At 49.2% G+C, this 16,672-nt stretch carries 11 protein-coding genes and 1 pseudogene; 11 read left to right on the top strand and 1 reads right to left on the bottom strand.

The window, feature by feature from the left end:
• The first annotated feature begins 11 nt into the window (after nt 1–11).
• The 9 genes from H164_RS0106305 to H164_RS0106265 all read left to right on the top strand — a co-directional run bounded on the left by H164_RS0106305 (nt 12) and on the right by H164_RS0106265 (nt 11,882).
• Nucleotides 12–893, top strand: coding sequence for an FKBP-type peptidyl-prolyl cis-trans isomerase (locus H164_RS0106305; RefSeq protein ID WP_008564761.1), 882 nt, complete (start codon nt 12–14; stop codon nt 891–893).
• An 8-nt stretch (nt 894–901) separates the two neighbouring features.
• Nucleotides 902–1,789: an FKBP-type peptidyl-prolyl cis-trans isomerase gene (locus tag H164_RS0106300; protein ID WP_019967843.1), complete on the top strand. Its 888-nt coding sequence runs from the start codon at nt 902–904 to the stop codon at nt 1,787–1,789.
• Between the two features lie 131 nt (nt 1,790–1,920).
• Nucleotides 1,921–2,391: an Lrp/AsnC family transcriptional regulator gene (locus tag H164_RS0106295; protein ID WP_008564764.1), complete on the top strand. Its 471-nt coding sequence runs from the start codon at nt 1,921–1,923 to the stop codon at nt 2,389–2,391.
• A 25-nt stretch (nt 2,392–2,416) separates the two neighbouring features.
• Nucleotides 2,417–4,153: a membrane dipeptidase gene (locus tag H164_RS0106290; RefSeq protein WP_025829942.1), complete on the top strand. Its 1,737-nt coding sequence runs from the start codon at nt 2,417–2,419 to the stop codon at nt 4,151–4,153.
• Between the two features lie 312 nt (nt 4,154–4,465).
• Nucleotides 4,466–5,083, top strand: coding sequence for a fumarylacetoacetate hydrolase family protein (locus H164_RS0106285; RefSeq protein WP_008564767.1), 618 nt, complete (start codon nt 4,466–4,468; stop codon nt 5,081–5,083).
• Nucleotides 5,084–5,120: 37 nt separating this feature from the next.
• A complete protein-coding gene (porU, locus tag H164_RS0106280) occupies nt 5,121–8,651 on the top strand; it encodes a type IX secretion system sortase PorU (protein WP_036887807.1) in 3,531 nt (1,176 codons plus the stop codon).
• 59 nt (nt 8,652–8,710) lie between these two features.
• A complete protein-coding gene (gene porV, locus H164_RS0106275) occupies nt 8,711–9,868 on the top strand; it encodes a type IX secretion system outer membrane channel protein PorV (protein WP_373278006.1) in 1,158 nt (385 codons plus the stop codon).
• 48 nt (nt 9,869–9,916) lie between these two features.
• Nucleotides 9,917–10,390 carry a 2-C-methyl-D-erythritol 2,4-cyclodiphosphate synthase gene (gene ispF / locus H164_RS0106270; protein WP_025829944.1) on the top strand — a complete coding sequence of 158 codons (474 nt, stop codon included), beginning with the start codon at nt 9,917–9,919 and terminating at the stop codon, nt 10,388–10,390.
• 49 nt (nt 10,391–10,439) lie between these two features.
• Nucleotides 10,440–11,882: a DUF6080 domain-containing protein gene (locus H164_RS0106265; protein WP_019967836.1), complete on the top strand. Its 1,443-nt coding sequence runs from the start codon at nt 10,440–10,442 to the stop codon at nt 11,880–11,882.
• 528 nt (nt 11,883–12,410) lie between these two features.
• Here the strand turns inward: H164_RS0106265 and hcp are convergent.
• A complete protein-coding gene (gene hcp, locus H164_RS0106260; RefSeq protein ID WP_019967835.1) occupies nt 12,411–14,063 on the bottom strand; it encodes a hydroxylamine reductase in 1,653 nt (550 codons plus the stop codon).
• Nucleotides 14,064–15,039: 976 nt separating this feature from the next.
• On the opposite strand from hcp, the pseudogene H164_RS14445 reads away from it, so the two are divergent.
• Nucleotides 15,040–16,264: pseudogene (locus H164_RS14445) on the top strand (tyrosine-type recombinase/integrase).
• A 66-nt stretch (nt 16,265–16,330) separates the two neighbouring features.
• Nucleotides 16,331–16,555, top strand: coding sequence for a helix-turn-helix transcriptional regulator (locus tag H164_RS0106250; RefSeq protein ID WP_019967834.1), 225 nt, complete (start codon nt 16,331–16,333; stop codon nt 16,553–16,555).
• Nucleotides 16,556–16,672 lie beyond the last annotated feature (117 nt).

Below are 16,672 nucleotides of genomic sequence, written 5' to 3'. Positions count from 1 at the left end.
TAATATCTCAAATGAAACAATTAGCATTCGTAGCCGCTATGGCTATTGCAGCCGCAACATTGGCTTCTTGCGGCAATTCTACTCCAAAAGCCGACCTAAAGAACGACGTTGACACGATGAGTTACGCTATGGGTATGGCGCAAACTCAGGGACTGAAGGACTTCTTGGTAGGTCGTATGCAAATCGATACCACCTATATGGACGACTTCATCAAGGGCTTGAACGACGGAGCCAACGCTGGAGACGACAAGAAGAAGGCTGCTTATTACGCCGGAATCCAGATTGGTCAGCAGATCTCAAACCAGATGATCAAGGGCATCAACAGCGAGGTTTACGGCCAAGACTCCACAAAGAGCATCTCTTTGAAGAACTTCATGGCCGGCTTTGTGGCTGGAACTACGGGCAAGACCGACAAGGTGAAGATGACCGTTGAGCAGGCACAGCAGATTGCACAGACCAAAATGATGGCCATTAAAGCCAAGAACATGGAACAACAGTACGGTCCCAACAAGGCAGCTGGCGAGAAATGGCTTGCTGCCAACAAGAAAAAGGAGGGCGTAAAGACGCTTCCTTCAGGCGTACAGTACAAGGTTATCAAGGTAGGAACAGGTGCAATGCCGAAAGATACATCGACGGTTGTCGTGAACTATGAGGGAAAAACGATCGATGGAAAGGTGTTCGACAGTAGCTATAAGCGTGGAGAACCCATCACATTGAAGGCCAATCAGGTGATTAAAGGCTGGACCGACGCCCTTGTTCACATGCCGGTTGGCTCCGTATGGGAGGTTTATATCCCTCAAGAGTTGGCCTATGGCGACCGCGAACAAGGTCAGATTAAGCCATTCTCTGCGCTGATTTTCAAGATTGAATTGGTTAAGTTGGGCGCAAAATAAACGCTGCAATGAGAAAAATCATCATGCTAACGCTCGTCATCTTGGCGGGCGTTACACTTCATACACAGGCCAAGGACAAGAACAAAAAGCCGAACACCGCTGTGCAACAGCCTACAGTGAAGCTCGTTTCGCCCTCGGACACGATCAGTTATATTGCAGGTATGGCTGCAACCGACGGTCTTTTGCCCTACTTGCAACAGGGTTTCGGCGTCGATGCCGAGCACATGGCCGACGTGATTCGTGGTTTTGAAGAGGCTCAGACCCACATTGACGACCCTGCTTTCAAGGCTTATGCAGCCGGAATGCAGATAGCCAATAAGGTCAACAGTAGCATTCTGCCGAACATGAAACAGGCTTTTGAAGGCTCGGCTGACTCCATTCGGCAGGCCATGTTCATCAAAGGCTTCATTGCAGCCCTGCAGAATGATACTACGTTCTTTGCACAAAGCGAGGCTTCAAAACTTTATCGGCAACGTGCCGAGCAGGTGGTTGAGACGCGTAATGCCGCTTATAAGAAAGAGAACGAGGACTGGTTGAAGGCCAATGCCAAGAAAGAGGGCATGCAAACCACGCCTTCCGGTCTGCAATACAAGGTACTCGTAGCCGGCAACGGTCCCAAACCCAAGGCCACAGACAAGGTGAAAGTGAAGTACGAAGGGCGAATGATAGACGGCACGGTCTTTGACAGTAGCTACAAACGTGACCCGCAAACCAATTCGTTCCGGTGCAACGAGGTCATCAAAGGCTGGACCGAAGCGCTCACAATGATGCCGGTTGGCAGCAAATGGGAGATTTGTATACCGCAGGAATTAGCTTATGGTGCTCGTCAGGCAGGCCAAATCAAACCTTATTCCACACTGGTCTTCACGGTAGAACTGTTGGAAATCGAGAAATAAATTCATTCGATACGTTTACAAAATGCGCGGAAATCGTAAGATTTTCGCGCATTTTGTTGTTTAATCCGATAAGATTGCCTATATTTGCTACATTAAACCGGCCCACGTGGGCAATGATAAAACATAGAAAGATGGATAAGATTGACAACCTCGACAAGAAGATTCTGTGCATTCTGTCGCAGAATGCGCGTATTCCTTTTAAGGATGTTGCCGCTTCGTGTGGCGTTTCCCGGGCCGCCATTCACCAGCGGGTGCAACACTTAATGGATAATGGAGCCATCACAGGCAGCGGATTTGACGTCAATCCCAAGAGCATCGGCTACTCCACTTGCACGTATGTGGGACTCAATCTTGAGCGGGGAAGCATGTATAAGAACGTGGTTCAGCGACTCAATGCCATTCCCGAAATTGTCGAATGTCACTTCACCACGGGGCCTTACACCATGCTTGTGAAGCTCTATGCCAAGGACAACGAGCAGTTGATGGACCTTTTGAACAATCAACTGCAGAGCATTCCGGGTGTCGTTTCTACCGAAACATTGATTTCACTTGAGCAAAGCATCAAGCGGGAAGTACCCGTAAAGGCCGATGCTGACCAATGATTTAGCAATTCATCTGATGGAAAACATGAACAAAGGCTTTCATCTCGACGCCTATCTCGACGAGATTTATTCCACATTTCCCGAGGCCGAGCATCGCCCACTCATTGGTCTTACAGCCAATTACAGCGATGTCGACGCCACCATTCGCAGTGTTTATTATCGTCAAATCATAGCGGCTGGGGGCATACCGCTTATTATTCCGCCCGTTGCCGACAGGCATGTGATCATCAATACGCTTGATGTTTTGGACGGAATTGTGCTCACCGGCGGGGCCGACTACAATCCCTTGTGGGCCGGAAAAGAGCCTTTGAAGGCCTTGGGACACATCAATCGCGAGCGCGACTTGGCCGAATTGCTCCTCGTCCGACTGGCCTATAACCGGCAAATACCCATGCTCGGGATTTGCAGGGGCATACAAACACTGGCCTTTGCACTGGGAGGTTGTGTGGCACAAGACATCAAAACGGAGTTGAAACACAGTCAAGATGCCGACCGAAACGAGCCTACGCACAGTGTCACTATAGCCGAAGGAAGCATGCTTTTCGACCTCTATGGGCCGAAAATCTACGTCAATTCATTCCATCATCAGGCCGTCAGCGATTGCGGAGAGCGGTTCCGTGTGACGGCAACCGCACCCGATGGCATCGTCGAAGCCATGGAAAGCAGCGAAGAAAAGTCTGTCATCGGCGTGCAATGGCACCCCGAATGGCTTGAAGAAATGGGCCTGAAACTCTTTCAATGGCTCGTGGGTCGCAGTGTGGAATTCGCCAAAGCGAAACGCCTCCACAGCCATATCCTGACCTTCGACAGTCATTGCGACACGCCGATGTTCTTTCCCCAAGGCATTCATTTCGAGCAAAGAGACCCGCGAATCCTCTATGATTTGCACAAAATGACCGACGGACGGCACGACGCTGTGACCATGGTTGCCTATCTGCCTCAGCATCCTAAACCGGGAGAAATGGCCGGAATGACACCCAAGCACTATACCGACAGCATCTTTGACCAGATAGAAAGCATTGTAAAAAGCCAAAATGCCTATGTGGCTTTGGCGCGAACGCCCGACGACCTCTATCGGAATAAGGCGCAAGACCGCAAAAGCATCATGCTTGGAATAGAAAACGGACTGGCTATCGAGGACGATATCAGGAACGTGGAGCACTTTGCCCGCCGCGGAATCACGTATATCACGCTCTGTCATAACGGTGACAATGCCATCTGTGACAGCGCACGTGGCACGGGAACCCACGGCGGAGTGAGCGACTTCGGCGAGCAGGTTATCCGCGAAATGAACCGCCTTGGCGTGATGGTTGACCTGAGTCACGGTGGCAAAAAGAGTTTTTATGATGCGTTGGACATCAGTGCTACGCCGATTGTTTGCAGTCATAGCAACTGCAAGGCCCTGTGCGACGTGCCCCGAAACCTGACGGACGACCAGCTTCGGGCATTGGCAGCGAAGGGTGGTGTGGCCCAAACAACGATGTATCACGGCTTTCTTAGGCAGTCGGGCGAGGCCACCATACGCGATGCCGTAGCCCATTTGGAACACGCCATCAGCGTGATGGGCATCGACCACGTTGGTGTTGGCACCGATTTCGATGGAGACGGCGGTATCAAAGGAATGGCCGATGCATCGGAAATCATCAATTTCACGATCCAACTGCTGCGCCGGAGATACAGCGAAGACGATATAGAAAAGATATGGGGCGGCAATTGGCTCCGCGTCATGCGGCTCGTACAGGGGATTTCAGTTGACAGTTGACGCATAAACGGGTGAGCAAGTTGATTGCGCATGCGCATGTAGGGACACACGGCCCATGCGTCCGCTCCGTCAACCGTGTATTTGCATTTCATTCTCTTTGAGTGGACGCACGGTCCGTGCGTCCCTACAGCTACTTTGCAGGTTTTCACGGACAAATTTCGCCCAAACGGTTTTTCCTGTACCCTGAAATTCGCCCTTCATCAGGTGGAAGAAGTGAGCAAACTTGATGCACTTTGCAACATAAACCTGCAAATACTTGCGCATTCGGGAATTTATACCGAACTTTGTCCCCAAGCATCAAACAACACAAAGATGAAGATATTTGCCGTTGGAATGAATTATGCGCTGCACAATCTCACGCTACATGAGCAGGCTGAAAGGCCCGAAACGCCGGTCATTTTCACCAAATGCGACACCGCATTGCTGAAAGACGGCAAGCCATTCTTCATTCCCGACCACCTCGGAAGCATCGAATACGAAACCGAACTCGTGGTGCGTATCTGCAAACTTGGCAAGACGATTCCCGTAAGGTTTGCACATCGGTACTATGATGCCGTGACGGTGGGCATCGATTTTACGGCACGCGACCTGCAGAAAAAGCTGCGCGAGGCCGGCCAACCATGGGATCTTTGCAAGGGGTTCGACGGTTCTGCCGTACTTGGCGCGTGGGTTTCGACAGACAAAACCAAGCCTGTTCAGCAGCTTCGCTTCCGTCTTGACGTCAATGGGAAGCCCGTTCAGGAGGGCTATTCGGGCAACATGCTCTACACGGTAGACGAAATCATCGCCTATATCAGCAGATATTTCACCCTGCGCACGGGCGATTTGCTCTTCACGGGCTGCCCTTCAGGCTGCGGACCTGTGCGGATTGACGACCATTTGGAGGGCTATCTCGAAGACAAAAAAGTGTTGGCATTCAATTGTAAATAAGGCTTTCACAGCTGAAAACGACAGACAACGCGAGCCGATGACACGCTGTTTCAAACGATTTCTCATGGCGATGTTGCTGTTGTTGAGCCTGAATGCACAGGCTTCGCAACGCTTCTTCAACCTCACTTACGACCAAGTGAGGATTGACTCCGTGTTGCCTCGCTTCACCTACAGCCTGCCCCTCGCCGACAATTACGCCGACTCGGTCTATCAAGTCAGTATCGTTTATCCCGAATTCACGGAGATGTCGCGCGCCGAAGTCGCCCGCTACAAGCGCATTTCCGATGCACCCTTGCCTGCGATGCCGGCTATTCGGCAGTTCGTTTCGTTCAATCGGAAGCGTCCCACCCTTGTGGTTTCGTTCCTTCCGCTGGTCTTTCGCGACGGTCGTTACTCCATTTTAGCGAGCTTCATGCTGAAGGTAGAGTCGTTTGCCACAGCGCATGCCAAGCCGAGAAGCGGCATCTTGCCCACCCGGACGGCCACCGACCGCTATGCGCGACAGTCCGTTTTGGCGCAAGGACGCTGGGTAAAGATACGCATACCGGCTTCGGGCGTTTATCAACTCACCGAGTCGATGATTAGAAAAGCCGGTTTTACGGACATCAACAAGGTGCATCTCTATGGCTATGGCGGCCATCTGCAACGCGAAGTGCTGACAGAATCCGACCTGATTCAGTATGACGACCTACGCGAAGTGCCCTTGTGCGTGGTCGAAGGCAAGCGACTTTTCCATGGAAAAGGGCCCGTTTCATGGGCCTCAAAGGGTGCTTCAAGACGCCTACGCAACCCCTATTCGGACTTTGGCTACTATTTCCTTACGCAGTCAGATACGCCATCTTCGACTGTTGACTCCACGACTTTCCTGCGCGATTTCTATCCTTCGCCCGACGATTATCACTCGCTTTACGAGCGCGATGCCTTTGCTTGGTATCAGGGAGGCCGCAATCTTTTCGACCCGGAAGCTGTTCCTGCGGGGCAAACCAAGACCATCTTGCTGCCCAAACCCAGCCAACCGCAACACGGAACCCTTAGTGTTGCCGTGACAGCCGGCATGAAAAGCGAAGTCGAAATCAGCCTGAATAGCCGCAAACTTGGCACGCTTTCCATCCTTTTGGGCGAGTATGACAAGGCCAACGAACAGCATGCAAGCTATCCGTTCGAGTCACTTGGCAATGCGGATACGCTGAAGATAAAAACCATTTCGGGCACTGTGCGGCTCGATTACGCTTCTATAGCGTGGGAAAAGGCCTTTCCGGCCCCGTGGTTCAAAGGAAACGACTTTCCCGTTCCGCAGCTTGTGGGAGCCATTCCCAATCAAAACCGACACGCAGACGGGCAAGCCGACATGGTGATTATCATTCCTTCTTCGCGCAAACTCAAGGCGCAAGCCGAGCGACTCAAGGCTTTTCACGAGCAAAAAGACGGCTTGCGGGTGAACATCGTGGCTGCCGATGAACTCTATAACGAGTTCTCCAGTGGCACACCCGACGCCAATGCGTATCGCCGTTACATGAAAATGCTCTACGACAGGGCCACGCCCGGCGACATTCCCCGCTATCTGCTGCTCTTCGGCGACTGCCTTTGGGACAATCGCATGCTGACTTCAGCGGCCAAAGGCCTTGCCCCCGACGACTATCTGCTGTGTTATGAGAGCGAGAATTCATTCAATGCCATTGAGTGTTTCGTTGACGACAGCTTCTTTGCCCTGCTGGATGATGGCGAAGGAGGGGCTTTGCAGACACGCGATTTGCCCGATATAGCGGTAGGACGTTTCCCCGTTTCGACTGCCAATGAAGCCAAGATCATGGTCGATAAAACGTTGGATTATACCACAAACTCCAATGCCGGGGCATGGCAAAACACGCTGATGTTCATGGGAGATGACGGAAACAACAACCTTCACATGGACGATGCGAACACCGCGGCCGAAGAAACAGCGAAGCAACATCCGGGCTTTTTGGTGAAGAAAGTCATGTGGGACGCCTACAAACGCGGGCGTTCAGCCACGGGATACACCTATCCTGATGTGCGGAAAACCATCATCGGGCAACAAGAACGCGGTGCACTCGTCATGGATTATGCCGGCCATGGCTCCGAAATCCAGCTGTCGCATGAAACCGTTTTGCGCCTTAATGACTTCGCATCCTTCACGAATAAGAACCTACCTTTATGGATAACGGCCTCTTGTGACATCATGCCTTTCGACGGAACCACGCCGACTATCGGCGAAACGGCACTGCTTAACGAACGCGGAGGAGCCATGGCTTTCTACGGAACCACGCGAACCGTGTATGCAATCTACAACAAACCGATGAACATGGCCTATCTGAAACACGTCTTAGACAGGCCAAACGGCATCGCCAACACGCTGGGAGAGGCTGCCCGACTGGCCCGAACGGAGATGATAACCAAGGGATTGGACCTCACGAGCAACAAGTTGCAATATGCCCTTTTGGGCGACCCTGTCCTCCGATTGAACCTACCCAAGCCGCAAATCATCATCGATTCGATCAACGGAAAGGCTGTAAATGCGACCCTTCCGGTTATCAAGGCCGGCGGAATGGCCCGTATTGCAGGGCATATCGAGGGCATACAGCACTTCAAAGGCATTGCAACAGTGACGGTTCGCGACTCACGTGAGCTGATAACCTGCAGGCTCAACGACACCAACGAGGCCGATACGGCTTTTCAATATTACGACCGCACGAAGGTAATTTTCATGGGTTCGGACAGCGTAAGAGGCGGAAAAATCAGCTTCACCTTTGCGGTTCCGCGTGATATCAACTACAGTAACGGTCGCGGTCTCATCAATATCTATGCATTAAACGACGACCATTCGCTCGCTGTCCACGGTGCTTCGGACCGCTTTTTGGTGGGCGGTTCGGCCGAAACCGCCAACGATTCCATCGGACCTTCCATCTATTGCTACCTCAATTCGCCTGCTTTCGAGAACGGAGGACGCGTGAATACCACGCCTTACTTCGTGGCCCAAGTGGCTGATAAGGACGGTATCAACGTGTCGGGAAGCGGCATCGGCCACGATTTGGAGCTTATCATCGATGGCGATATGAACCAAACTTATGTGTTGAACGACTACTTCCGGTATGATTTCGGCAGCTATACGCGTGGCTATACCTATTATAATATACCCGAACTCAGTCCGGGCAAGCACCGGTTGCAGTTCAAAGCGTGGGACATTCTCAACAACTCTTCGACCGCATGGCTTGACTTCGTGGTCGAAAAGGGCCTGCGTCCGAACCTTTTCAGCGTGGCCTTGTCGCGCAATCCGGCCACCACTTCCACGCAATTCATCATCAATCACGACCGAACGGGCAGTAGAATGGACGTCGAGATAGAGGTCTTTGACATGAGCGGGCGCCTGCTTTGGAGGCACAAAGAGCATGGTGTGTCCACCTCGAACGCCTATACGGTAGACTGGGACCTGTGTATTGATGGCGGAAGCCGACTGAAAACGGGCGTCTATCTCTATCGGGCTAAGATTTCATCTGACGGTAGCGAGCAGGCAAGCAAGGCGCAGAAACTCATCGTTGTGGGCAATAATTGACCGTTGTGCACGTTAAATTCTCATACAAGCATACAAGAAACGATATGAAAAAATCCTTGATGGGTCTTTCTTTATTGCTGCTGTTGCCGGCTTCGGCAGCTGCGCAAATCGATAAAAACAAGATATTCAACCCCGTTTATACGGCCGTTACGTCGCAGACAATCGCCCCCGATGCACGCGCAGCAGGCATGGGTGACGTGGGAGCGGCAACCGATCCGGACGTCAATTCACAGTATTGGAACCCCGCAAAATACCCTTTCACTATCAGCAGGGCAGGCGTTTCGCTCAACTATACGCCTTGGTTGCGCGGACTGGTCAACGACATGTACTTGGCCAACTTGGCCGGATACTATCGCATCGGCGACTATAGTGCGGTCTCAGGTTCGCTCCGTTACTTCAATATGGGAGAGGTTATGATGAGCAGTTCACAGTCGGGTAGCAACGATATGACCATCAATCCCTACGAAATGTCAGTGGATTTGGCTTATGCTTTGATGCTGAGTGAACACTTATCTCTATCAGCTGGCGTGCGATGGATATACTCTGATCTCACTTACGACTATACTTCTGAGACTTCCCCCGGCAGTGCTTTCGCCGCAGACATAGCCGCTTATTATCAAAACTATGTTGACATCGGACAGCGAGAGTGCCAGCTTGGCATCGGATTGAACCTGTCGAACATTGGCAGTAAGATTAACTTCGGAAGCACAGACAACAGCGAATTCATTCCGACGAACATGCGGTTGGGGGCCTCTTTGATGATTCCTGTAGACGAATTCAACCGTTTTACCATCGCTGCCGACGCCAACAAGCTGCTCGTTCCGACGCGTCCCATACAGAAAGATGGCGAGTCAAAGGTGGATTACGACACGCGGTTGCAGCGCGATTACTATGATGTTTCGAGCATAGGTGGCATTTTCAAAAGCTTCAGCGACGCGCCCGGAGGACTCAAAGAAGAGCTTCAAGAGGTGAGTTGGAGCCTTGGTGGCGAGTATATCTACAATGATAAGTTCGCTCTCCGCGCCGGTTATCACCACGAAAGTGAGACGAAAGGCAACCGAAAATACTTCACTGTGGGGGCCGGTTTCAAGATGAGTGCCTTCTCACTCGACGCAGGTTACGTCATTGCGACGGCCAAAAGCAACCCCCTCGACCAGACGCTTCGCTTCACGTTGACCTTTGACATGGACGGCATCAAGGACATTTTTAAACGGTAAAGGGCGGCAGTTGCGACGCTATTCACGAACCATTCAATTTGAAAAAGCATGATACGAGTAGGCATGGGCTTTGATGTCCACAAATTGGTTGAGGGCCGCGACCTTTGGTTGGGGGGCATAAAGATCGGCCATTCCATGGGTCTTCAGGGCCATAGTGACGCAGACGTGCTCCTGCATGCAGTGAGTGACGCCCTCTTGGGGGCTGCAAACATGCGCGATATTGGCTTTCATTTCCCCGATACCAGCGCGAAAACGCTCGACATGGACAGTAAGATTATCTTGCAACGTGTTGTGGAATTGATTGGCGAGAAGGGCTATAAAGTGGTCAATATCGATGCAACCATCTGTGCCGAACGGCCCAAAATCAATCCCCATGTGCCTGCAATGAAGGCCTGTATGTCTGCAGTTATGGGCATTGATGAGGACCAAATATCCATCAAAGCCACTACAACCGAGCGGTTGGGTTTCACGGGAAGAGAGGAAGGAATGGCCGCTTATGCCATCTGTCTGATAGAGAAATAGGAGCCACGTCCGGCCTTTTTTCTTCAAATTGCAGTCAAATTTGTCAGGAATGAAAAGGATTTTCGGCATCTTCAAAGTGAAAGTAGAGGAGCGATGGGCAGCTTTTCTGATGCTCGTCTACGTCGTTTTGCTCAACAGTTTGGTGGTTTATAAGTACTTAGACCGCTTCTCCCAGCTCGCAACCGACTATCACAAGGTGTTCGTCGGCACCTTTCATATCTCGGGATTCGACCCATTGAGCTATGAAGTTGTGTCCGATTGGGACACTGCCTACAACATTTATCGCCACCCGTTGCTGGCATTTTTCATGTTCATTCCCAATCAAATCAATCAAGGTTTGATGCTCCTCACGGGCCGGAACTGCGCACCTTTCGTCGTTGCAGCCCTGCTCGTGTTCTGCGGTTTCTATAGCTTTCTTTTCCTTTATCGCCTGTTGCGCGAGGTTATCGTGCTGCCACAGTTCGACAGTCTGTTGCTTTCGGCGATGCTCTTCAGCTTTGCCTACGTGATGGTTTCGGTCAGTGTGCCCGACCATTTCGCTCTTTCGATGTTCATGTTGCTGCTGACCCTCTATGTGGCCGGCAAGAAAATGAAGCGCAAAATCAGGTTCACCAAATGGCAGACCCTGCTCTTCTTCCTGCTCACGGCAGGCATCTCGCTCAACAACGGCATCAAGGTGTTCATGGCAAACGCCTTCACCAACGGCCGAAGGTTCTGGCATCCGGCCAACCTCCTGCTGGCGATTGTCTTGCCGTCGGCCCTGCTTTGGGGACTTGCCCGGTTGGAATGGAACCACTATGAACGCCCTTCTTTCGAGGCACGTCAGCAGGCTAAGACCACGAAAGCAGCGCGGGAGCACGCCCAACTGGCCCGCGTTTTTCGCGATACCACGCGATTAAAGGACTCAATGGCTATCGAATCGGCCATCAAACAGCTGATAAAAAAGAAGGCTTACGCAAAGTATTTGGCCGACCATAAACAGCCTTGGAACGCGCATAAAGGCCAACCTATCGCCAAAGGAGAGTTCAGCCAATGGACCGATATCACCACACCTCGCCTGCCAAGTGTTGTTGAAAACCTCTTTGGGGAGTCCATTCAGCTGCATCAAGACCATCTTCTTCAAGACACACTCCGCGAACGTCCGCAGATTGTTACGTACAGATATGCCTTCAATTACATTGTCGAAGGGCTCGTTGTGCTGCTCTTTCTGTGCGGAATATGGTGCGGTCGGCACGCTCGTTTGATGTGGCTTGCCCTTTCGTTCTGGGCATTCGACATGCTGATTCACGTCGTTCTCGGCTTCGGTCTCAACGAAGTCTACATCATGGGTGCCCATTGGCTCTGTACACTTCCCATCATCATGGCCTACTTTTTCAAGACTTTGATGCGCCATCTTGCCCTGCTTCACCTCGTCCGCATCGTCACCTTGGCCCTCACGGGCTTCCTGTTGGCATGGAACTTCATGCTTTATGCCGGCTATCTCGTCGGCTGAAAGCCGGAGAAACACACTCTCTTCGCTCTCGAAAAAGGGCGAATGAGTCTGCAAACACCCCGTTTTTCCACGCGATATGCCCAATATGGCGTGTGGGGACGCACGGTTCGTGTGCCCATTCAAGGTGAATAGAAAGCGTATAGGGGTAGTTGTCGGGGCGGACGCACAGACCGTGCGTCCCTACCTGCGTTCAAATTGGTAATCAATTACTTACACCTTGCGTTTCAATCTCAGCCATTTTGGCGTGCAATCTCAGCCATTTTACCGCCTAATATGGCCCATTTCACCGCGCAATATGGCTGGAATTAAAATACAATGTGGCAGAGATGGAAAAATAGGGACGTGTGGCTCATGCGTCCGCTCAAGGAATTGAAAGTGCAGTAGATGGTCAATAGAGGGATATTTGTTGGTTGTAGGCCGCTTATTCTTTCCCCTATTGCATGCTTAGTGAGCCAGAGAAAGCACACAAGAAAACCGCACCGGGCATACGTCCGATGCGGTTTTACACGTATTATGAACAGAAAAGAATTAACCAACCATGCGCTTGAGGTCGTCTTCGACGGTCGTAATGCCGCCTAATCCGAAGTTCTCAACGAGCACTTTCAGTACACCTTCCGAGACGAAAGCCGGGAGTGTAGGCCCGATGTGAATGTTTTTCACCCCCAAAGACAGCAGGGCAAGCAACACGATAACGGCCTTTTGCTCATACCAAGCGATGTTGAAAGCGATGGGAAGTTCGTTGATGTCGTTGGCACCGAATATCTCTTTGAGCTTCAAAGCAACCACTGCCCACGAGTAAGAGTCGTTGCATTGGCCCGCATCAAGCACGCGCGGAATGCCGTTAATGTCGCCAAGAGCGAGCTTATTGTACTTGAATTTCGCGCAACCGCTGGTCAGAATAACCACGTCTTTCGGCAATTTTAGGGCGAATTCCTCGTAATAATTGCGGCTCTTCATGCGTCCGTCGCAGCCTCCCATGACTACAAATTTGCGGATAGCCCCGCTCTTTACGGCCTCAACAACCTTGTCGGCGAGGGCGAACACCTGTGCATGCGCAAAGCCACCTACGATTTCTCCCGTTTCAATCTCCGTCGGAGCCGCGCACTGTTTGGCAAGGGCTATCACCTCAGAGAAGTCTTTGTGACCGTCGACACCAGCCTCAATGTGCTTCCAACCGGGGAAACCTGCCGAGTTGGTTGTGAAGACCCGGTCCTTATAATTAGCCTTTGGAGAAGGCGGAACGATACAGTTTGTAGTGAAAACAATAGGCCCATTGAAGGTTTCGAACTCTTCTTTCTGCTTCCACCACGCATTACCATAGTTGCCAACGAGGTGCTTATACTTCTTCAACTGCGGGTAGTAGTGAGCCGGGAGCATCTCTCCATGCGTGTAAACATCAACACCTGTGCCTTCAGTTTGCTTCAAAAGGTCTTCTATATCCTTCAAATCATGACCGCTGATAAGGATACCTGGATTCTTACCCACACCGATATTGACCTTCGTAAGCTCGGGGTTTCCATAGACACCTGTGTTGGCTTTGTCGAGTAAAGCCATGACATCGACACCGTATTTGCCCGTTGCAAGAACACAGTTGAGCAGTGTTTCCATGCTTGCATCGGGGTCGCTGATGGTGCAAAGCGCCTCGCTCATGAAGTTGATGATGTCAGGATTGTGCTCACCAAGCCGGGATGCGTGTTCATAATAGGCTGCCATGCCCTTCAAACCAAGTACGGTGAGCTCTTTCAATGACCGTAAATCGGGATCCTCATTGCGAAGAATGCCCTCGCGTTTGCCCTCTTCGGCATAGTCATCTTCGTCACCTCCCCATCTTACTTCCTGCCAATCAGGAAGCGAAATGTCCGCTTTTGCAGCCAAATCCATCAGTTGCTTCTTCAGCAAAATGCCGTTGGTCACCTTGTTAAGGATAGAAGTATCGTCGAAGTTTGCATTGGTTATGGTTGAGAAAAGTGCGTCGGTAATAAAACTTTCCACCTCGGGTAAGCTCGCTTTTCCAGCCTTTTTGAGATAATGGTCAACCGTTCCTACACCGCGAACTACGCCTAACAACAAATCCTGCCACAGGTTTGTTTCTGCCGTTTTGCCACAAACACCCTTCACAGTGCAGCCGGTTCCCTTCGCTGTTTCCTGACATTGGAAACAAAACATCTGATTTTCTGTCATACTTTATCTGTTATAATGTTTTTGTAAATGTGCTGCAAAAGTACGGCAAACGACCAATATGCCAAGGTAACATTTGTGACTTGAGAGGAGTTAATGACTGTTAAAGCACTGTGATGAGCTGTTGTTCGGCTTGGAAACCAAGTATGCTTTTAGGCTGATTATATTGAAAATAGCATCCCACTTCTAATAGTTTTTATAATAATGATTGCCTTGCAAAGTTATCATTGTGTAAAAGAGACGGTTTTAGATGACTATGTCAATCTTGAAAGTGACATAGAATAAGGTTGTATCATTCTTACCAATGGAAGCCAGTAAACCTGTTGATGCTGTAGCCTATAATACAGCTGTTGAATAGGTAAATTGATAAAAGGTTCCTAATAGGAGGAAAATAGGACTTTGGAATAGGGAGATTTGTTGCCCATGATATATCGCCGGGCTTCTTGATTAATCTGTGTTGCAGTCTTAATGGGCTTCTGTCGTAGCCATATTTCAAGTATGGTCTTTTCAAAGTAAAGTATTTTATCTGTTGTTGTACTTGGGTTCACACCAATAACAACAAGAGGATTATTCCCCCTCTTCCTTTAACTAAAATCGAGACTCACCGTATTTTTCGGGATACATTACTCATCTTTCCTTCTTCGTACTTCATAGATATTGCTTTTGGTTGATTAACAAACAATCCCTTCACAAGCCATTAGGTTGCAAAGGGATTTATAGTAGTACCCAGACCCGGTACAATGCCGTGAAAATAAGAGAAACCAAAAGAATGTATTAAATTGATAATCAACAACTTATAATTTTATTATATTTGTCGACTTTACCCATTTTTGCCTGTTTTTTGTTAGATAGTACACTTTTAGTACACCTTGATATTCGGAACTTCTTAGTATCTTTGCAAAATAAGAAAACATCTGAAAATAAATGAGTTAATGATTTTACTCGGTTTGATACACATTTAGGTACATAACTATCAATTATGGCAAAATTAGAAAATAAAGCAAAGGAAAATCCGAAATTGGAGCAAAATGTGCTTTCTGATGGTCGAATAAGTCTTTATCTGGAGTATTATCTCGGTAGAGAAGAAACGCCAGTGTTGGACGAAAACGGTAATCCTGTTTTGTACGAAACAGGAAAGATGGCTGGTAAGCCCAAAGTACATATTAAGCATAACAGGCGAAAAGAGAATTTGCAGTTGTACTTGATAGCCAAGCCACGTATACCAGAAGAACGCCAGCAGAATAAGGAAACACTTGCATTGGCAGCAAAGATTCGTGCAGAGTGTGAACAGCAGTTTAAAGAGAGTATGCTTGGTTATCGCCTGAAGAAAGACAGAAATGTCAACTTCTTAGACTATTATCAGGCGTACATAGACAGTTATACGAAGAAAGACCTGCGAATGATAAAGATAGCCCTGAATCGTTTTAAGGATTTTCTGAAAGAGCAATACCCACTCTATGAGTTTAGCATTAAGCCTGACTTAATAACCAAGGACATGATGGAACGGTTTGTAGAGTACCTGCAATCACGAAGTGTGGGTGAAGGGGCAAAGAGCATCTATCAGCGTTTCAAAAAAGTTGTGCGCTATGCCATAGATCATGAAGTGATGCTGAAAGCCCCATGCAAGGGTGTTGTGTGCAAGGTGGATGAACAGATTTTACGCAAAGATGTGTTGTCAATGGACGAAATCCAATCACTGATTCAATGCCATTACGACAATGAAAATCCCAATGTCAGACGAGCATTTATCCTCTGTCTATATTGCGGTCTGCGCTTCTGCGATGTGAAAGACCTAACTTATAAAAACATCGACAATACCAATCGCCTCCTGAAATTTGAACAGAACAAGACCAAAGGACATTCTTGCAAATAGTGGCGTTATTATTCCTCTCAATGATGGATTACTCTCCTTAATTGGTGAAGCTCCTGAGGATTTAAATTCCTCTATCTTCAACCTCCCTTCATATGAGAGTTGCAGCAAATCTGTAAAACGGTGGGTAAAACGTGCAGGCATCAATAAACACATCAGCTGGCATTGCGCTCGCCATAGCTTTGCAGTGAACATCCTCAATAATGGGACTAACATCAAAACTGTCGCCAGCCTATTGGGGCATAGTGGATTGAAACACACAGAGAAATATACCCGTGCTGTGGATAAATTGAAAGAAGAAGCAATAAATAGTTTGCCGGAATTAAAATTATAGCTATAAAGCATGGTGTTATTTAACAAATTATGTCTATCTTTGCACATATCATCAACAAAGAAATAGATGCCGAAGAAAAATTGTCAAAACAGAATTAGGGTGGTGTTGGCTGACCGGCAAGTTACTAATCGTTGGCTTGCTGAACAGATGGGAGTTACAGATATGACTGTTTCTCGATGGAAAACTAACAAGATACAACCATCCATGGCGCAATTTATTGAAATTGCCCGTCTGCTTCAGGTTGATATAAAGGACTTGCTGGAAATGGATTCTTGTATAGACAGAATTTAAGCATATAGGCAACATGAATTATAGACATGATATACTTATACGAGAACTATGGTACATTTTTGATGTAATTGGTCATGTGCAGAAACTTTATAAAATGAATAATATTAACACAAAAGT

Origin of the sequence: Segatella maculosa DSM 19339 = JCM 15638 (genome assembly GCF_000382385.1) — a bacterium.
Classification (GTDB): Bacteria; Bacteroidota; Bacteroidia; order Bacteroidales; family Bacteroidaceae; genus Prevotella; species Prevotella maculosa.
The sequence above is the reverse complement of the archived record's forward strand: the minus strand, read 5'-3'. Positions and strand labels throughout refer to the sequence as shown.

Excerpts from the sequence above, each read along its gene's own strand:
- H164_RS0106305 (WP_008564761.1), top strand. The coding sequence starts at position 12 with ATGAAACAATTAGCATTCGTAGCCGCTATGGCTATTGCAGCCGCAACA.
- H164_RS0106300 (WP_019967843.1), top strand. The coding sequence starts at position 902 with ATGAGAAAAATCATCATGCTAACGCTCGTCATCTTGGCGGGCGTTACA.
- H164_RS0106295 (WP_008564764.1), top strand. The coding sequence starts at position 1,921 with ATGGATAAGATTGACAACCTCGACAAGAAGATTCTGTGCATTCTGTCG.
- H164_RS0106290 (WP_025829942.1), top strand. The coding sequence starts at position 2,417 with ATGAACAAAGGCTTTCATCTCGACGCCTATCTCGACGAGATTTATTCC.
- H164_RS0106285 (WP_008564767.1), top strand. The coding sequence starts at position 4,466 with ATGAAGATATTTGCCGTTGGAATGAATTATGCGCTGCACAATCTCACG.
- porU (WP_036887807.1), top strand. The coding sequence starts at position 5,121 with ATGACACGCTGTTTCAAACGATTTCTCATGGCGATGTTGCTGTTGTTG.
- porV (WP_373278006.1), top strand. The coding sequence starts at position 8,711 with ATGGGTCTTTCTTTATTGCTGCTGTTGCCGGCTTCGGCAGCTGCGCAA.
- ispF (WP_025829944.1), top strand. The coding sequence starts at position 9,917 with ATGATACGAGTAGGCATGGGCTTTGATGTCCACAAATTGGTTGAGGGC.
- H164_RS0106265 (WP_019967836.1), top strand. The coding sequence starts at position 10,440 with ATGAAAAGGATTTTCGGCATCTTCAAAGTGAAAGTAGAGGAGCGATGG.
- hcp (WP_019967835.1), bottom strand. The coding sequence starts at position 14,063 with ATGACAGAAAATCAGATGTTTTGTTTCCAATGTCAGGAAACAGCGAAG.
- H164_RS0106250 (WP_019967834.1), top strand. The coding sequence starts at position 16,331 with ATGCCGAAGAAAAATTGTCAAAACAGAATTAGGGTGGTGTTGGCTGAC.